Raw genomic sequence first — 14,631 nt, forward strand, 5'->3', positions numbered from 1 at the left:
GACAAGGGGAACGTACGGGGGCGCGCGGGCATTCCGTACGCCCGGGTTGGGGGTCCTCGGTGATGTCCTCGGTGTCGCCCTCGGTGTCGTCCTCAGTGACGCAGGGTGGCCGGGTTGCCACCGTTGGCCTCGTAGCCCGCCACCGCGAGGGCGCGGTAGACCGCGTAGTCGGCCGCCGGGTCGGGGGACAGGGTCCAGGGGAGGGCGCCCACATGGCCGTCGATGTGCAGGATCTGGTCCATCGCCTCGCCCCAGCGTTCGCCGCGGACCAGGAAGAAGAGGAGCAGGTGCCGTACGTGGGGGGTGGTCGGGTCGTCGTGGCGTGCGTGGTGCACGGCGTACTGGGCGCCCTCGACGGCCTTGGTGACGACTTCGCTCTGGTAGAAGCCGCGTACCAGGTTGACGTCCGGCAGGTGCTCGAAGACTGCGAACAGGGGCAGCGCGGAGAGCAGCGAGCCCTGGGGCGCGCGGGCCGCGGCGGCGTCGGTGAAGTGGTGGGCGAGGTCGCGGGTGCCGTGCCACTTCTCGCACCAGTAGTGCAGCGCGGCGAGATGGGCGCCCATGTGCGTCGCGTTGCGGTCCAGGATCTTGAGCCAGAGCTGCTCGAACTCCTCGCGCGGGTAGGCGAGTCCGCGCGCGATGGACAGTTCGACGATGTACGGGACCGGGTCGCCGGGGGCGAGCAGCGCCGCCTCGGCGCAGGCACCGCGGGCCTCCTCCAGGATGATGCGGAACTCGTCCGTGCCCGCGGTGGCGGTGCGCCAGGCCTGCTGGACCAGGAACTCCGCGTACACCGCCGCGCCGCCCGCGTCCTTGGGCGCCTCGGTGCGCCAGACCCGGAGCCACTGGCCGCCCGGGTTCTCGCTGACGCCGCCGGGGCGCTGGGCCAGTTCCAGCGAGGCCATGCCCGCGAACGCCTGGACGCGCTGCCAGCGCGCTTCGCTCTCCGCCTCGGTGGCCTGGAGGAGCTGCGAGGCGACCCGCCAGTCCTGGCTGTGCTGGAGGTGCGCGAGCACCTGCTCCAGGTCCTCGTCGGGGCCCGGCAGCCGTACGTCCAGTTCCTCCTGGCGGAGGAAGCCGTAGGCGGCGGGGTCCGCGGCGTCCGGCGCACCGGGCGCGACCTGGCGTATGCCCCCGCGCCTGCGCAGCAGTACGGGGCCGAGCGCGGCGAAGAACAGCAGCACGGCCATCAGGACCCAGAGAATCTCCATGCCTCCAAGCGAACCAGACAGGCACGACAATTGGCGAACTTGTCCACAGGGCCTCAGGACCTTCTGTCCACAGGCCCGGTCGCGGGCTTTTCCACAGGCACGGCCGGACCGTCATCGGAAAGCCTTTCGTCGGACTACGCTCGGGCCCATGAGCGACTCGCACACCACGCAGAGCTTCGAGACCGTGGCGATCCACGCGGGCAACACCGCCGATCCCCTCACCGGCGCGGTCGTCCCGCCGATCTACCAGGTCTCCACCTACAAGCAGGACGGCGTCGGCGGACTGCGCGGCGGCTACGAGTACAGCCGCAGCGCGAACCCGACGCGTACCGCCCTGGAGGAGAACCTCGCGGCCCTGGAGGGCGGCCGCCGGGGTCTGGCCTTCGCCTCGGGCCTGGCCGCCGAGGACTGCCTGCTGCGCACGATCCTGGTGCCCGGTGACCACCTCGTGATCCCCAACGACGCCTACGGCGGCACCTTCCGGCTGTTCGCCAAGGTCGCCAAGCGCTGGGGCGTCGAGTACTCGGTCGCCGACACCTCCGACCCGGCGGCGGTGCGCGCGGCCCTCACGCCCCGTACCAAGGCGATCTGGGTGGAGACGCCGTCGAACCCGCTGCTCGGCATCACCGACATCGCCGCGATCGCCGACGTGGCGCGGACCGCCGGTGCCCGGCTCGTCGTCGACAACACCTTCGCAAGCCCCTACCTCCAGCAGCCGCTGGCTCTCGGCGCCGATGTGGTCGTGCACTCGCTGACCAAGTACATGGGCGGTCACTCGGACGTCGTCGGCGGTGCGCTGGTGGTCTCCGACCCGGAACTCGGCGAGGAGCTGGCCTTCCACCAGAACGCCATGGGCGCGGTGGCCGGTCCGTTCGACTCCTGGCTGGTGCTGCGCGGCGTGAAGACGCTGGCCGTACGCATGGACCGGCACTGCGACAACGCCGGGCGGATCGCCGAGCTGCTGACCCGGCACCCGCAGGTGACGAGCGTGCTCTACCCGGGACTGCCGGACCACCCGGGGCACGAGGTCGCGGCCAAGCAGATGCGCGCCTTCGGCGGCATGATCTCCTTCCGCGTCAAGGGCGGCGAGCAGGCGGCGGTCGAGGTCTGCAACCGGGCCAAGGTGTTCACGCTCGGTGAGTCGCTGGGCGGCGTCGAGTCCCTGATCGAGCACCCGGGCCGGATGACGCACGCCTCCGTCGCCGGTTCCCAGCTGGAGGTCCCGGCCGACCTCGTACGGCTGTCCGTCGGCATCGAGAACGTCGACGACCTGCTCGCGGACATCCAGCAGGCGCTGGGCGGTTGACAGTCCTCGGCGGTCCGAGGTCCAGGAGGGACGTTGCCGCCCAAGGCAGTTGAGGTCCTCATCCGCCGAGGTCCGATGAGATTGGCAGAGATCCGCTGAACTCCGTTGAGTGCGGCGAAAGTTGAAGCCCGCCGCCCACGAGCAGAGTTCGGCGCCCACGAGCAGAGCCCGCCGAGCTCACCGACGCCGCCGGTCACCACCCCGTGAGCGGCGGCGTCGTGTCCGAGGGAGGTTCCACCCACGGGTGGACGGTGCAGGCCCACACCGTGAAGGCGAGGGCCGCGGCGAGCAGGACGAGCCAGAGGATCCGGCGGGCGAGGGTCCGGCGGCGCAGCAGTCGTTCGCCGCGGTGCACCGCGTGGGCGTGGGCGTCGGGCGGCAGTGCGACGGCGACCCCTTCGAGGAGTCTGCGCACCGTTTCCGCGCGGCGGTCGGCGGCGCTCATGGCAGCGCCGCCTCGGTGCCGCCGCGGGGAGTGCCGGGACCGGCGCCCGCGCCCCGTGCGCTGCCACGCGCCGGGTGCAGGACATTGGCGCAGGCGCGGTCGCAGATCTCGCCGACGCGCTCCGGCGGCAGGGCGAGCAGCGCGGCGCACTGTTCCTCCGCCACGCCCTCGTACATCCGCAGGGTGAGGATCAGCCGTTCCTGCGGGCGGAGCGCGGCGAGCACACCGGCCGGGGGCGCGGCCGTACGCCGTGTCCGTAGCCGCGGTATCCGTGGCAGCTGTCGCGGGTACCAGGCGGTGCGGGCGAAGCGCAGTGCGAGCAGGGCGCGGGCGTGGTCGTAGGGGTCGTCGTCGTGCAGCCGGTCCCAGACGGCGTAGGTGTGCGCGAGGGCGTACGCGAGGAGGCGGCGGGCGCGGGGGTTGTGCGCCGGTTCCTCGGCGGTGAGCAGGGTCGCCGTGCGCAGCAGGCGGACCGCCGTGCCCGCGACGAAGGACTCGAACTCGTGGGCGCGCCGGGCCGATTGACGCTGCGACCGGCTCCGCGGCGGTTCTCGCACGGCTGACTCCCTCCCGGCGCTCCACCCGCTGCCCCGGCGGTCGGGCGGCCGGGCGAGCGGACGGCCGCCCCTCGTCTCATCTGAGAGCGGTTCGGCGTCCGGGTCAAGAGAGGGGACGAGGCCGGGGCGGGCGAGCGGGCCGCGAGGGCGGCCCGCCGCGTGGCCGCCCGGTCAGGAGCCCTGCGGCAGCTCGGCCGAGAGCGGAACGGTTCCGGCGGCCATCCGGGCCGAAAGGGCCAGGTTGAAGCGGGTGAGCAGGGTGCAGAAGCGCTGCCGGTCCTCGGGCGCCCAGTCCCCGGTGAGCTCGTCCATCAGCTCCCGGCGCGAGGAGCGGACCTCCTCCAGGCGGGCGACGCCGCGCGGGGAGAGCTGGAGCACGACGGCGCGGCCGTCCTCGGGATGCGAGGTGCGCTTGACCAGTCCGCTCTCGACCAGCGGGGCGACCTGACGGGTCACCGTGGAGGAGTCGATTCCCATGCTCGCCGCGAGCGCCTTGACGCCCATCGGGCCTTCCTTGTCCAGCCGGTTGAGCAGCAGATAGGCGGCACGATCCATGGAGTTGCGCAATTTCCCGACCCCGCCGAGGCGGGTCTGTTCGGCGCGGCGCGCGAACACCGCGACCTCGTGCTGCAGAGCATCGAGGAGGCCGGTGTCGCCGGCGGTAGTCATGTCCTGAGTTGGGGGCATGGCCGGGGGCTCACTTCATGTATGGGAGTGGGATGGGGGACAGGGTACGCGGAGACCGCTCAACTCGTACCGCCGCTGCACAAACCAGTCTGGACACGACCACATCACGGGTCAGGCCTGTTCAGGGGCTTGACCGCTGGCCACGACGTGCTGACACGTGCCCGCACGGAGGGCCCCTCTCCTGCCAGAATCGAGCCATGAACCACCGCACCGGCAGGTCCCTTCCCACGGTCACCCTCGACGACGTACGCGGCGCCCAGAAGATGCTGTCCGGAGTCTCCCGGGTGACCGCCATGGAAGGCAGTAGACATCTGTCCCGGCTGGTGGGCACACCGGTCCACTTCAAGTGCGAGAACCTCCAGCGCACCGGTTCGTTCAAGCTGCGCGGTGCCTATGTACGCATCTCCGGACTGCTGCCCGAGGAACGCGCCGCCGGAGTGGTGGCCGCCAGCGCGGGCAACCACGCCCAGGGCGTCGCCCTCGCCTCCTCGCTGCTCGGTGTCCGCTCGACCGTGTTCATGCCGGTGGGCGCCCCGCTGCCGAAGGTGGCCGCGACCCGCGAGTACGGCGCGGAGGTGCGGCTGCACGGCCAGGTCGTCGACGAGACGCTGGCCGCGGCCCAGGAGTACGCCGCCCGTACGGGTGCCGTCTTCATCCACCCCTTCGACCACCGGGACGTGATCGCCGGGCAGGGCACGGTCGGTCTGGAGATCATCGAGCAGTGCCCCGAGGTCCGCACGATCCTGGTGGGCGTCGGCGGGGGCGGACTCGCGGCCGGGATCGCGGTCGGCGTGAAGGCGCTGCGCCCCGACGTACGGGTGATCGGCGTGCAGGCCGCGGGCGCCGCCGCATACGTGCCCTCGCTCGCCGCCGGGCATCCGGTGTCGGTGCCGCATCCGGTGACCATGGCCGACGGCATCAAGGTGGGCCGCCCCGGAGACGTGCCCTTCGGGATCGTCTCCGAACTCCTCGACGACGTGCTGACGGTGACCGAGGACGAACTGTCCAGCGCGCTGCTGCTCTGCCTGGAGCGGGCCAAGCTGGTCGTCGAACCCGCGGGGGCCAGTCCGGTCGCCGCGCTCCTGAGCGCGCCGGAGTCCATCGACGGGCCGGTGGTGGCCGTGCTCTCCGGCGGCAACGTCGACCCGCTGGTGCTGCAACGGGTGCTGCGGCACGGCATGGCGGCCGCCGGCCGCTACCTCTCGCTGCGGCTGCGCCTGCCGGACCGACCGGGCGCCCTCGCCACGCTGCTCGGCGAACTCTCCGGCGCCGACGCCAACGTGCTCGACATCTCGCACGTACGCACCGACCCCCAGCTCGGCCTCAGCGAGGTCGAGGTCGACCTGCACATGGAGACCAAGGGCACGGAGCACTGCGCGGCCGTGACGGAGCGGCTGCGGGGGGCCGGGTACACGATCATCGGCTGAGCGGCGCGGCACCGGACAGGTACGGGCGGCCGCCTGTTGGAGACCGCCGGTTGCCCGGCGGGAACTCCGGGCAACCGGCGGCAGTTCGGGGCCCGGTGGCGCGCTGGGCGCGTACTTCCGGGTCCGGTGCGCGGGCACTGTGCGCGTACGGCGTGTGCGTACGGCGTACTCGTACGGCGTGCGGTGTCGGTACGGGCCGATGGGGCCCGGGGGCGAGCGGTGTGTGCGGCGGGGTTCCCGCCTTTTCGCAGGTGCGGGCCGGTCCGGTGCGGTGATCAGGTCCGGCTGTGGGGCTCAGTGTTCCCGCCCGCTTCGGGCGCTGTCGTTGGCGTGTTCCGCACACATTCTTTTCCTGCAGCGCACTCTCGGGGCTGTCGTCCCGTGCGCCCGAGGCCGGGCCCGGGGCATTGTCAGACCCGGACCGTAGGGTTCCCATAAATGGCTTGAGGCAACGCGATGTATCGCGTTAACGTGTGGCACCCGCCACTCGTGTGTCCGGCTTTCCCTCAGGAAACGCGCATTGTGCTGCCCGGTCCGCTCGAGTCCGCAGTGAGCCACCCGTGCCGAGGTGGCCCGAACCCTTGGAGTTGCCTCATGCCAGGCGCCATCCATGCAGAAGGTCTGGTGAAGACCTTCGGCGACGTCAGGGCTCTGGACGGCGTCGATCTCGACGTGCCCGAGGGCACCGTGCTCGGCCTGCTCGGACCCAACGGCGCCGGGAAGACCACCACGGTGCGCTGCCTGACGACGCTGCTGCGTCCCGACAGCGGCCATGCGACGGTCGCCGGGATCGACGTGCTCAAGCACCCCAACGAGGTCCGGCGCTCCATCGGTCTGTCCGGCCAGTTCGCGGCCGTCGACGAGTACCTCACCGGGCGCGAGAACTTGCAGATGGTGGGCGAGCTCTACCAGATGCGGTCGAAGGCGGCGAAGGCGCGCGCGGTCGAACTCCTGGAGCGCTTCCACCTGACCGACGCCGCGGACCGGTCGACCAAGACCTACTCCGGCGGTATGCGGCGCAGGCTCGACCTGGCGGCGGCCCTGGTGGTCTCCCCGCCGGTGATGTTCATGGACGAGCCGACCACCGGTCTGGACCCGCGCAACCGTCAGGAACTGTGGGACGTCATCCAGGAACTCGTGGCGGGCGGCACCACACTGCTGCTGACCACGCAGTACCTGGAGGAGGCGGACCACCTCGCGCACGACATCGCCGTCGTCGACCACGGCCGGGTGATCGCCCGTGGCACGGCCGACGAGCTGAAGGCCCGCACCGGCGGTGAGCGCGTCGAGGTCGTCGTGCACGACCGCGAGCACCTCACCACCGCCTCCGAGATCCTCACCGGATTCGCCAAGGGCGGCCAGATCACCACCGAACAGCACACCCGCAAGCTCACGGTCCCGGTGACCGGCGGCGCCAAGCTTCTCGCGGAGGTCATCCGCGAACTGGACGCCCGGGGCGTCGAGATCGACGACATCGGCCTGCGCCGCCCCACCCTCGACGACGTCTTCCTCTCGCTGACCGGCCACCACGCCGAGGAGAAGAACGACAACGGCGGGTCCGCCGACCCGTCCCCGACCCAGAAGGAGAGCGACAAGTGAGCGGCGCGACCGACACCCTGACTCCGGCGTCCGTCAAGGGCGGTGGCATCGGCAGCTCCGTGCGCGACTCGCTCGTCGTGGCGCGGCGCAACCTGATCCGTATGACGCGGATCCCCGAGATGATCATTTTCGGTCTGATCCAGCCGATCATGTTCGTGGTGCTGTTCACCTACGTGTTCGGCGGATCCGTCGAGGTCGGCGCCTCCACCTCGCCCGACGACTATCGCGAGTTCCTGATGGCGGGCATCTTCGCCCAGACCGTCACCTTCGCGACCGCGGGCGCCGGTGCGGGCATCGCGGACGACATGCACAAGGGCCTCATCGACCGGTTCCGCTCGCTGCCGATGTCACGCGGTGCGGTGCTCACCGGGCGGACGCTCGCGGACCTCGTACAGACCGCGCTCACCATCGTGGTCCTCGCGATCGTCGCCCTGCTCGTCGGCTGGCGGGTGCACGAGAACTTCGGCAAGGTGCTGCTCGGCTTCCTGCTGCTGCTCTTCCTCGGGTACGCGTTCTCCTGGATCGGCGCCCTGATCGGCCTGACCGTACGCACCCCCGAGGCGGCCACCTCCGGCGGACTGATCTGGCTGTTCCCGCTGACGTTCGTCTCCAACGCCTTCGTCGACGCGACCAAGCTGCCGGGCTGGCTCCAGCCGGTCGCGGAGTGGAACCCCTTCAGCGCCACGGTGCAGGCCTGCCGCGAACTGTGGGGCAACCAGCCCCCCGGCTACCAGGCCCCGGACTCCTTCCCGATGGAGCACCCGGTGATCACCTCGGCCCTGTGGTCGCTGGCCATCCTGGTCTTCTTCCGCACGCTGGCCGTGCGCAAGTACCGCAAGGGTGCTGTCTGATACGGCCGTAACGCCGAACGTAACGCCGAAGCGCACTCACACCGCCGCCCCCGGTTCCGCATCATGCGGAGCCGGGGGCGGGCGCGTAGGTGAACCGGGGTGGCGGATCAGCCGGTGTACGGCTTCGCCTCCAGGATCTTCACCGAGGCGAGCTTGCCGTTGGGCAGCTCGTACTCGACGGTCTCGCCGACCTTGTGGCCGTTGACGCCGCTGCCGAGGGGCGACTGCGGGGAGTACGTCTCGATCTCGTCGCTCGCGTACTCGCGGGAGGCCATGAGGAAGCTGAGGGTGTCGTCCTCGTCGCCGTCGAAGGCGATGGTCACCACCATGCCCGGGGCGATCACGCCGGTGGCGGCGGGGGCCTCGCCGACCTTCGCGTTCTCCAGGAGCTGGGTCAGCTGGCGCACACGGAGCTCCTGCTTGCCCTGCTCCTCCTTGGCCGCGTGGTACCCGCCGTTCTCGCGCAGGTCGCCCTCCTCACGCGCTGCCGCGATCTTCGTGGCGATCTCGGTACGCGCAGGACCAGACAGGTACTCCAGCTCGGCCTTGAGCTGGTTGTACGCCTCCTGGGTGAGCCAGGTGACGTTGTCGCTGGTCTGGGTCACAGGTGCTCCTCGTAGGTGCTGGGAAATACAAATCATCGCCCTACCCAGAAGCATGTTCCTTCATGGAAGGGCGAAACCACGAGCCTAACAATTCCCCGTGGAAAGGGGGAGGACATAATTCATCAGGGATACGTCAACGCAGGTCAGTGGCGTTGTGACGAAGAACTGGCCCTGTCGTGGAGGCCGGGTGACGCACCCCGGGGAAGCACGCGTACACGGTCCGTGCGCCGGGGCGGGAGTCAATCCGCCTGGCAGCCCACGAGCTCCGCGCTGGTGCCGCGCTCGGTGGTACGCAGCGTGACGACCTTGTCCACGCGGCCCTTGTTCTCGTCGAAGCGGAAGTCGGCCCGGCCGACCTCGGCGCCGTCGGCGGAGCGCGAGCGCAGGGTGCAGTAGCCCTTCGCGTCCGCGTCCTTGCGGACCTCCAGATGGGCTTCCACGGCGCGGTCCGAGACCACCTTGAACTTGATGACCTCGCCGCTGAGCCGCTGCCCGTTCACGTAGTCCCAGCCGAACCAGCCGACGACGGCGAGCAGGACGACGCCGAGTGCCGCACCCACGGCCTTGAGCTTCCGGTCGGCGCTCTCGTCCGGGCGTTGGGAGGAGGTCCGCCCGTAACGCCCCTCGGGGCGTCGGCCGGTGCCCGTCGTCCGCTCGGGTTCGACCGCGGAATTCATCGCTCGTCCTCTCGGGGAGCCGGGGGCCCGGAATTATTCGGCGCCCGGTTCCGTCACTATAGAAGCCCAGGAACGTCACCCGACCGTCGGCCCGTGACGGAGCCCCGGGGGAGGGGCGCACGAGCCGGCAGCGGACCAGTGTGCCCACGGGTCGTTTGAATACATCACGAGGGATCGAGCCTTGACTGAGCAGCTGCGACTGATGGCGGTTCACGCCCACCCCGACGACGAGTCGAGCAAGGGCGCGGCCACCATGGCCAAGTACGTGTCCGAGGGGGTGGACGTGCTGGTGGTGACCTGCACGGGCGGTGAGCGCGGTTCCATCCTCAACCCCAAGCTCCAGGGTGATCAGTACATCGAGGAGAACATCCACGAGGTACGCAGGAAGGAGATGGACGAGGCCCGCGAGATCCTGGGCGTACGCCAGGAATGGCTCGGCTTCGTCGACTCGGGACTGCCCGAGGGCGACCCGCTGCCGCCGCTGCCCGAGGGCTGCTTCGCCCTGGAGGACGTGGACAAGGCGGCCGGGGAGCTGGTGAAGGCGATCCGCGATTTCCGTCCGCAGGTGATCACCACCTACGACGAGAACGGCGGCTACCCGCACCCCGACCACATCCAGACCCACAAGATCTCGATGGTCGCCTTCGAGGGCGCGGGCGACGCCGAGAAGTACCCGGAGTCCGAGTTCGGTCCCGCGTACCAGCCGCAGAAGCTCTACTACAACCAGGGCTTCAACCGTCCGCGCACCGAGGCGCTGCACCAGGCAATGGTCGACCGCGACCTGGAATCGCCGTACGCGGACTGGCTCAAGCGCTGGGACAAGATGGGCATTCCGGAGCGCACCCTGACCACGCACGTCGAGTGCGCGGACTTCTACGAGATCCGTGACAAGGCTCTCATCGCGCACGCCACCCAGATCGACCCGGACGGGGCCTGGTTCCGCGTACCGATGGACATCCAGCGGGAGGCCTGGCCCACCGAGGAGTACGAGCTCGCGAAGTCGCTCGTCGATACCTCCCTCCCCGAGGACGACCTCTTCGCGGGCATCCGCGACAATGCCTGACATGAGCGCAAGCGCAAGCCTCGCAATGACCCGGCTCGTCCCCCTCGCGAAGGAGGTGGACGAGAACAAGGTGACGCCCGGTGTTCTCGGCTTCCTCGTCTTCGCGGTGATGGCCCTGGCCGTGTGGTTCCTGATGAAGTCCATGACCCGGCACATGAAGAAGGTCGACTTCCAGGAGTCCCCGGAGGCCGCGGCGTCGAAGGACACCGGAGCCAAGGCGGCCGAGAGCGCCGCCGCCAAGCGGGGCTGACCTCTCGCAGCCAAGCGGTCCCGGTCCCTGCCGACCGGGGCCGCTCACGGCTGTCCGGCCACGACCGGGGCCGCCGGGGGCCGCCCGGCCACCGGGGCGGCCGGACTGTACGGACTCACCGCCCGGTGGACACCGGGACCCCCATGATCTCCCGCGCGTGGCGGCCCGGCACCATGCCGAGGCTCCATGCCTGCCAGCCCGCGTCCAGGTCCACGCCGCGCTCCAGGAGCAGGGCGTACGCCTCCAGACAGTCCTCCAGGCGGGCGTCCCGGGCCGGATGAGCGGCGGCTCGTAGCTGGATCAGTTCCTCCTGCGCCACGGCCGTGCCGATCTCGGTCCCGCCGGGGGAGGCGTACGGCAGCAGCGTGCAGCGCAGGAACAGGGCCCAGTCCTCGCCGCGCCGGTCGCCGTATCCGGAGAACAGGGCCGCGGCCTCGTCGCACAGACCGAGCGCCTGCTGGCTGCGTGCGTTCCCGGCGTCCACCACGGCGAGTTCGAGCAGGGTCCACGCTTCGCCGTGCGCGCCCCCGATCCGCTGGAAGTCGGCGCGCGCGTCCACCAGGAGCTGCCGGGCGAAACCGCTGTTGCGCAGTGAGCCGGTCTGCGCGGCGCGCAGGTCGCGCGAGGCGCGCGCGGAGTGGTGCCGCGCGCAGGCGAGCCCGTACACATCGCGCATCCGCGAGAACATCGTCCGCGAGCGCTCCAGTTCGCGTACCGCCTCCTCCAGGCGGCCGTTCTCCTCCAGCGCCTGGCCCAGGTAGTACAGGCTCCACGCCTCGCCGCGGGCATCCTCGTTCTCGCGGTGCTGGGCCGCTGCCCTCGTGAGCTGCTCGACCGCGGCCGAGGAGTCGCCGTCCACCAGCCGGGCGCGTGCGAGCTGGGTCAGTGCCCAGGCCTCGCCGCGCTGGTCGCGGACCCGCCCGTACAGGTCGAGCGCGGTACGCAACTCCTCCTCGGCGGGCGCCACTTCACCCCGGCGCAGACAGACCTGCCCGAGCTGGAAGTGCGCCCAGGCCTCGCCGTGCACGGACTCGCTCTCGCGGTGCAGCTCCAGCGCGGTGTGCAGCAGCGCCAGGGCCTCGCCGAGGCGTGCGCGGTCGCGTTCCACGGCGGCCAGCGCGTGCAGGGTCCAGGCCCGGTCACCGGCGAGCGCGGGTACGGACTGGAGGTCCAGCGCCTCGCGCAGTTTGTCCGCCGCCCCGGCGAGGTTGCCCTGGTGGTGCAGGGTGATGCCGAGCGAGCACAGGGCGCGGGCGGCACCGGCCTCGTGGTGGGCCTCGAAGTAGAGGTCGACCACCGAACTCAGCGTGGTGCGCGCGGTGTCCAGCTCGCCGAGCTGCCGGGCCGCGATACCGGTACGCCACTGCACGCTGCGTACGAGCAGGCCCTGGTCGACCGCCTGGGTGAGCTCGTTGATCTCGCCGAGCCGGTACAGGTCGCCGCGCAGCAGGCAGTAGTCGCACAGCGCGCCGAGCAGGTTCAGTACGGCGCCCTGGTCGACGCCCTCGGCGTGGCGCAGCGCGGCGGTGATGAAGCTGGACTCGTCGTCCAGCCAGCGCAGCGCGGCGTCCAGCGAGCCGAAGCCGTGCGGGCCGACCGCGCTGGAGTGGAAGGCGCTGTCCGCACGGGTGGAGGTCTTGCCGTCCACAAGGCGGATCACCGAGTCGGCGAGTTCGGCGTAGTTGACGATCAGCCGTTCCTGCGCGGCGGTGCGCTCGGCGGGCTCCTCCTCGTCCCGCAGCCGGGCCCCCGCGAAGGCGCGTACGAGATCGTGCAGCCGGTAGCGGTTGCCGCGGACGTGGTCGAGCAGTCCGGCGCCCGCCAGGCGCTCCAACTCCCGTGCGGCGGCGGGCTCGTCGGTGGCAAGGAGTGCGGCGGCAGCGGCGGCGCCCAGCGAGGCGCGCCCGGCCAGGGCCAGCCTGCGCAGCAGCCGCCGTCCGGTGTCCGACTGGTCCCGGTAGCGCAGCCACAGCACCCGCTCGACCGGTTCCACGGTGGCGTGCGCGGTGAGGTCCTCGGCGAGCGCGCGTGCGGTGCGCGGTCCGATCGCCGAGCCCGCGATACGCAGCGCCAGCGGCAGCCCGCCGCACAACTCCCGTACGCGCGGGGCGGATTCGGCGTCGTAGGGACCCGAGGAGTCCTCGGCCGACTCGCGCAACAGCTCCTCGGAGCCCACCTCGTCCAGCGGTTCGACCGGCAACTGGTGTACCCAGGCGCCGAGTTCGGCGGAGAGTTCGAGCGGCTTGCGGGTGGTGACCAGGATCAGCGACTCGGAGCGCTCGGGGATCAGGGTGCGTACCTGCTCGGGGTCCACGGCGTCGTCAAGGACCACCGTGACCTCCAGACCGGTCAGATGCTGCTGGTACAGCTCGGTCAGCCGTCTCAACTGCTGTTCAGGAGAAGACCGTTCGCGGAACAGGAGCTGCTCGCGGGGTGCGCCGAGCCGGTTGAGCAGGTGCAGCAGGGCCTCCCGGGTGGACAGCGGCGGCGCGTCCGGGCTGTCCCCGCGCAGGTCCACCACACAGGCCCCGCGGAACTGGTCCTTGAGATCGTGCGCCGCGCGTACCGCGAGCGTGGTCCGGCCGGATCCGGGCGCCCCGTGCAGCACCACCACGGTCGGCTTGGTCTGCGTACTGGCGCGGGCGGCGTGCACCCACTGCCCGATCCGTGACATCTCCGCCCGCCGCCCCGCGAACGTGCCCGCAGGCTGCGGGAGTTGACCGAAGGACCGCTCCAGTACGGTACGTCGCCTGGCCGCCGCGCTCTTGTCCGTACGGCGCAGCTTCGGCGCGGCCTTCTTCGTACCGGTGGCCGCGTTCAGTACCCGCTGCTGGTCCAGGAAGGGCCGGATGCCGCGTACTTCGAGCGCGGTCAGCCACTGCAGGCGCAGCTGTTCGGGCCCGCCGGGCTGATTGCGCGCCCCGGCGTGTCTGCTGGCGGCGGGCAGATGGGCGGCGGTCACCTTGGCGACGGTGGTGGCGGCGCCCACCACCGCGGCGGTCGCCCCGGCGCCCAGCGCGGTACCCGTCCCGGTGCCCAGCGCCAGGTCGGCCACCGCCGCTCCGACCGCGGCAACTCCCGCCACCAGCAACGGAGTCTTGCCGCCCTGCTGCGCGAACCGCTGCCCGAAGGTCGGCGCCGTCGCCCGTGCCTCGTCCAGCGCCCGGGTGTACGCCTCGTACTCCTCACCCGCGGCCTGCGCCATGGTGTCGAGTCCGGCCCGGGCCCGCGCGAGCAGCACCTGCCCGTCCTCGCGCCCGCCCGAGCGGCGCACCTCTTCCTCCACGGCCTGGACCAACAGCCTCTCGGCATCGGCCCGATGGTCGTCCCGCATCCCGTCCCCCTCGCGCCCGCGTGTCTGATCCGTCAAGTGCGTGATCCGTCAAGTGTCGTGCGTGGGAGGCCGGAAGGCGAGGGAGCGCACTTGTGCGCTCGCCGGACGGGGGCCGGGTGGCTGTTCGTGATTGCGCCGCGCAAGAGCGAAGCGTTATGCTTTCTGCTGTGACAGTGAAACGGATGGAGAGTGAGAGTCGAATGAGTCGGACCATCCGAGTCGACGACGAGGTCTTCGCCGAGTTGCAGAGCCGGGCCGAGCCCTTCGTGGACACGCCCAACGCGGTCTTGCGTAGGCTGCTCCATCTGGACTCGGCCGGGACCGACTGGGCCGCCCGGCCACAGGGGCGCGACCAGTCGCTCGCACCGCTCATCGCCGCCGGCCGACTGCGTGCCGGACAGCGGCTCGTCTGGCGGCGGCGCAACCTGAAACAGGTGCACCATGCGGTCGTACTGGAGGGCGGCGACCTGCGGCTGGAAGACGGGAGTGTGCACAGCACCCCCTCCAGTGCGGCCACCGCCCTCGCGGGAAATCAGCAGAACGGCTGGAAGGCGTTCGCCACCGAAGACGGCGCCCTTCTCTCGAGCCTGCGCTGAGGCACGGTTCTTTGAATCTGATG

The 14,631-nt window shown here is 71.1% G+C and carries 14 protein-coding genes; 7 read left to right on the forward strand and 7 right to left on the reverse strand.

Features of this window, described 5'->3' with window-relative positions; translation table 11 throughout:
- Positions 1-92: 92 nt before the first annotated feature.
- Positions 93-1,211 (reverse strand): hypothetical protein, encoded by a 1,119-nt coding sequence (locus HUT18_RS23070; RefSeq protein WP_176102469.1) that lies wholly within the window; start codon positions 1,209-1,211, stop codon positions 93-95.
- A 148-nt stretch (positions 1,212-1,359) separates the two neighbouring features.
- Between HUT18_RS23070 and HUT18_RS23075 the strand changes: the two genes are divergently transcribed.
- Positions 1,360-2,517, forward strand: a complete 1,158-nt coding sequence (locus HUT18_RS23075) for a cystathionine gamma-synthase (protein ID WP_176102470.1) — start codon at positions 1,360-1,362, stop codon at positions 2,515-2,517.
- A 193-nt stretch (positions 2,518-2,710) separates the two neighbouring features.
- Here the strand turns inward: HUT18_RS23075 and HUT18_RS23080 are convergent, their stop codons facing one another.
- From HUT18_RS23080 to HUT18_RS23090, 3 genes are all read right to left on the reverse strand, one after another.
- Positions 2,711-2,962, reverse strand: a complete 252-nt coding sequence (locus HUT18_RS23080; RefSeq protein WP_176102471.1) for a hypothetical protein — start codon at positions 2,960-2,962, stop codon at positions 2,711-2,713.
- Positions 2,959-3,519, reverse strand: coding sequence for an RNA polymerase subunit sigma-70 (locus HUT18_RS23085; RefSeq protein ID WP_176102472.1), 561 nt, complete (start codon positions 3,517-3,519; stop codon positions 2,959-2,961). Before HUT18_RS23085 ends, HUT18_RS23080 begins: the two co-directional genes overlap by 4 nt.
- 171 nt (positions 3,520-3,690) lie before the next feature.
- Positions 3,691-4,188, reverse strand: coding sequence for a MarR family winged helix-turn-helix transcriptional regulator (locus HUT18_RS23090; protein WP_254878763.1), 498 nt, complete (start codon positions 4,186-4,188; stop codon positions 3,691-3,693).
- A 215-nt stretch (positions 4,189-4,403) separates the two neighbouring features.
- Here HUT18_RS23090 and ilvA point away from each other — a divergent pair, with 215 nt between their 5' ends.
- The 3 genes from ilvA to HUT18_RS23105 all read left to right on the forward strand — a co-directional run bounded on the left by ilvA (position 4,404) and on the right by HUT18_RS23105 (position 8,083).
- Positions 4,404-5,633, forward strand: a complete 1,230-nt coding sequence (gene ilvA / locus HUT18_RS23095) for a threonine ammonia-lyase (RefSeq protein WP_176102474.1) — start codon at positions 4,404-4,406, stop codon at positions 5,631-5,633.
- A gap of 594 nt (positions 5,634-6,227) precedes the next feature.
- Positions 6,228-7,232 (forward strand): ATP-binding cassette domain-containing protein, encoded by a 1,005-nt coding sequence (locus tag HUT18_RS23100; RefSeq protein ID WP_176102475.1) that lies wholly within the window; start codon positions 6,228-6,230, stop codon positions 7,230-7,232.
- A complete protein-coding gene (locus HUT18_RS23105; protein WP_176102476.1) occupies positions 7,229-8,083 on the forward strand; it encodes an ABC transporter permease in 855 nt (284 codons plus the stop codon). The genes HUT18_RS23100 and HUT18_RS23105 overlap by 4 nt, the downstream gene beginning before the upstream one ends.
- 107 nt (positions 8,084-8,190) lie before the next feature.
- Here HUT18_RS23105 and greA read toward each other — a convergent pair whose 3' ends face one another.
- Together greA and HUT18_RS23115 are read right to left on the reverse strand one after the other, a co-directional pair.
- Positions 8,191-8,688, reverse strand: coding sequence for a transcription elongation factor GreA (gene greA / locus HUT18_RS23110; protein WP_176102477.1), 498 nt, complete (start codon positions 8,686-8,688; stop codon positions 8,191-8,193).
- A 239-nt stretch (positions 8,689-8,927) separates the two neighbouring features.
- Positions 8,928-9,365, reverse strand: a complete 438-nt coding sequence (locus tag HUT18_RS23115) for a DUF4307 domain-containing protein (RefSeq protein ID WP_176102478.1) — start codon at positions 9,363-9,365, stop codon at positions 8,928-8,930.
- A gap of 202 nt (positions 9,366-9,567) precedes the next feature.
- Between HUT18_RS23115 and mca the strand changes: the two genes are divergently transcribed.
- Positions 9,568-10,428 carry a mycothiol conjugate amidase Mca gene (gene mca, locus HUT18_RS23120; RefSeq protein WP_176104747.1) on the forward strand — a complete coding sequence of 287 codons (861 nt, stop codon included), beginning with the start codon at positions 9,568-9,570 and terminating at the stop codon, positions 10,426-10,428.
- Entirely contained in the window at positions 10,421-10,678 is a 258-nt protein-coding gene (locus HUT18_RS23125) for a hypothetical protein (protein ID WP_176102479.1), read from the forward strand. The genes mca and HUT18_RS23125 overlap by 8 nt, the downstream gene beginning before the upstream one ends.
- A 115-nt stretch (positions 10,679-10,793) precedes the next feature.
- On the opposite strand, the gene HUT18_RS23130 is transcribed toward HUT18_RS23125, so the two are convergent.
- Positions 10,794-14,012, reverse strand: coding sequence for a tetratricopeptide repeat protein (locus tag HUT18_RS23130; protein ID WP_176104748.1), 3,219 nt, complete (start codon positions 14,010-14,012; stop codon positions 10,794-10,796).
- A 200-nt stretch (positions 14,013-14,212) separates the two neighbouring features.
- On the opposite strand from HUT18_RS23130, the gene HUT18_RS23135 reads away from it, so the two are divergent.
- On the forward strand, positions 14,213-14,608 hold the full coding sequence (locus HUT18_RS23135; protein WP_176102480.1) for a DUF4357 domain-containing protein: 396 nt from the start codon (positions 14,213-14,215) through the stop codon (positions 14,606-14,608).
- Positions 14,609-14,631: the final 23 nt, after the last annotated feature.

The sequence above is a fragment of the Streptomyces sp. NA04227 genome (assembly GCF_013364195.1).
Lineage (GTDB): Bacteria > Actinomycetota > Actinomycetes > Streptomycetales > Streptomycetaceae > Streptomyces.

Excerpts from the sequence above, each read along its gene's own strand:
- mca (WP_176104747.1), top strand. The coding sequence starts at position 9,568 with ATGGCGGTTCACGCCCACCCCGACGACGAGTCGAGCAAGGGCGCGGCC.
- HUT18_RS23135 (WP_176102480.1), top strand. The coding sequence starts at position 14,213 with ATGAGTCGGACCATCCGAGTCGACGACGAGGTCTTCGCCGAGTTGCAG.
- HUT18_RS23130 (WP_176104748.1), bottom strand. The coding sequence starts at position 14,012 with ATGCGGGACGACCATCGGGCCGATGCCGAGAGGCTGTTGGTCCAGGCC.
- HUT18_RS23090 (WP_254878763.1), bottom strand. The coding sequence starts at position 4,188 with ATGACTACCGCCGGCGACACCGGCCTCCTCGATGCTCTGCAGCACGAG.
- HUT18_RS23080 (WP_176102471.1), bottom strand. The coding sequence starts at position 2,962 with ATGAGCGCCGCCGACCGCCGCGCGGAAACGGTGCGCAGACTCCTCGAA.
- HUT18_RS23115 (WP_176102478.1), bottom strand. The coding sequence starts at position 9,365 with ATGAATTCCGCGGTCGAACCCGAGCGGACGACGGGCACCGGCCGACGC.
- ilvA (WP_176102474.1), top strand. The coding sequence starts at position 4,404 with ATGAACCACCGCACCGGCAGGTCCCTTCCCACGGTCACCCTCGACGAC.
- HUT18_RS23125 (WP_176102479.1), top strand. The coding sequence starts at position 10,421 with ATGCCTGACATGAGCGCAAGCGCAAGCCTCGCAATGACCCGGCTCGTC.
- HUT18_RS23100 (WP_176102475.1), top strand. The coding sequence starts at position 6,228 with ATGCCAGGCGCCATCCATGCAGAAGGTCTGGTGAAGACCTTCGGCGAC.
- HUT18_RS23070 (WP_176102469.1), bottom strand. The coding sequence starts at position 1,211 with ATGGAGATTCTCTGGGTCCTGATGGCCGTGCTGCTGTTCTTCGCCGCG.
- HUT18_RS23075 (WP_176102470.1), top strand. The coding sequence starts at position 1,360 with ATGAGCGACTCGCACACCACGCAGAGCTTCGAGACCGTGGCGATCCAC.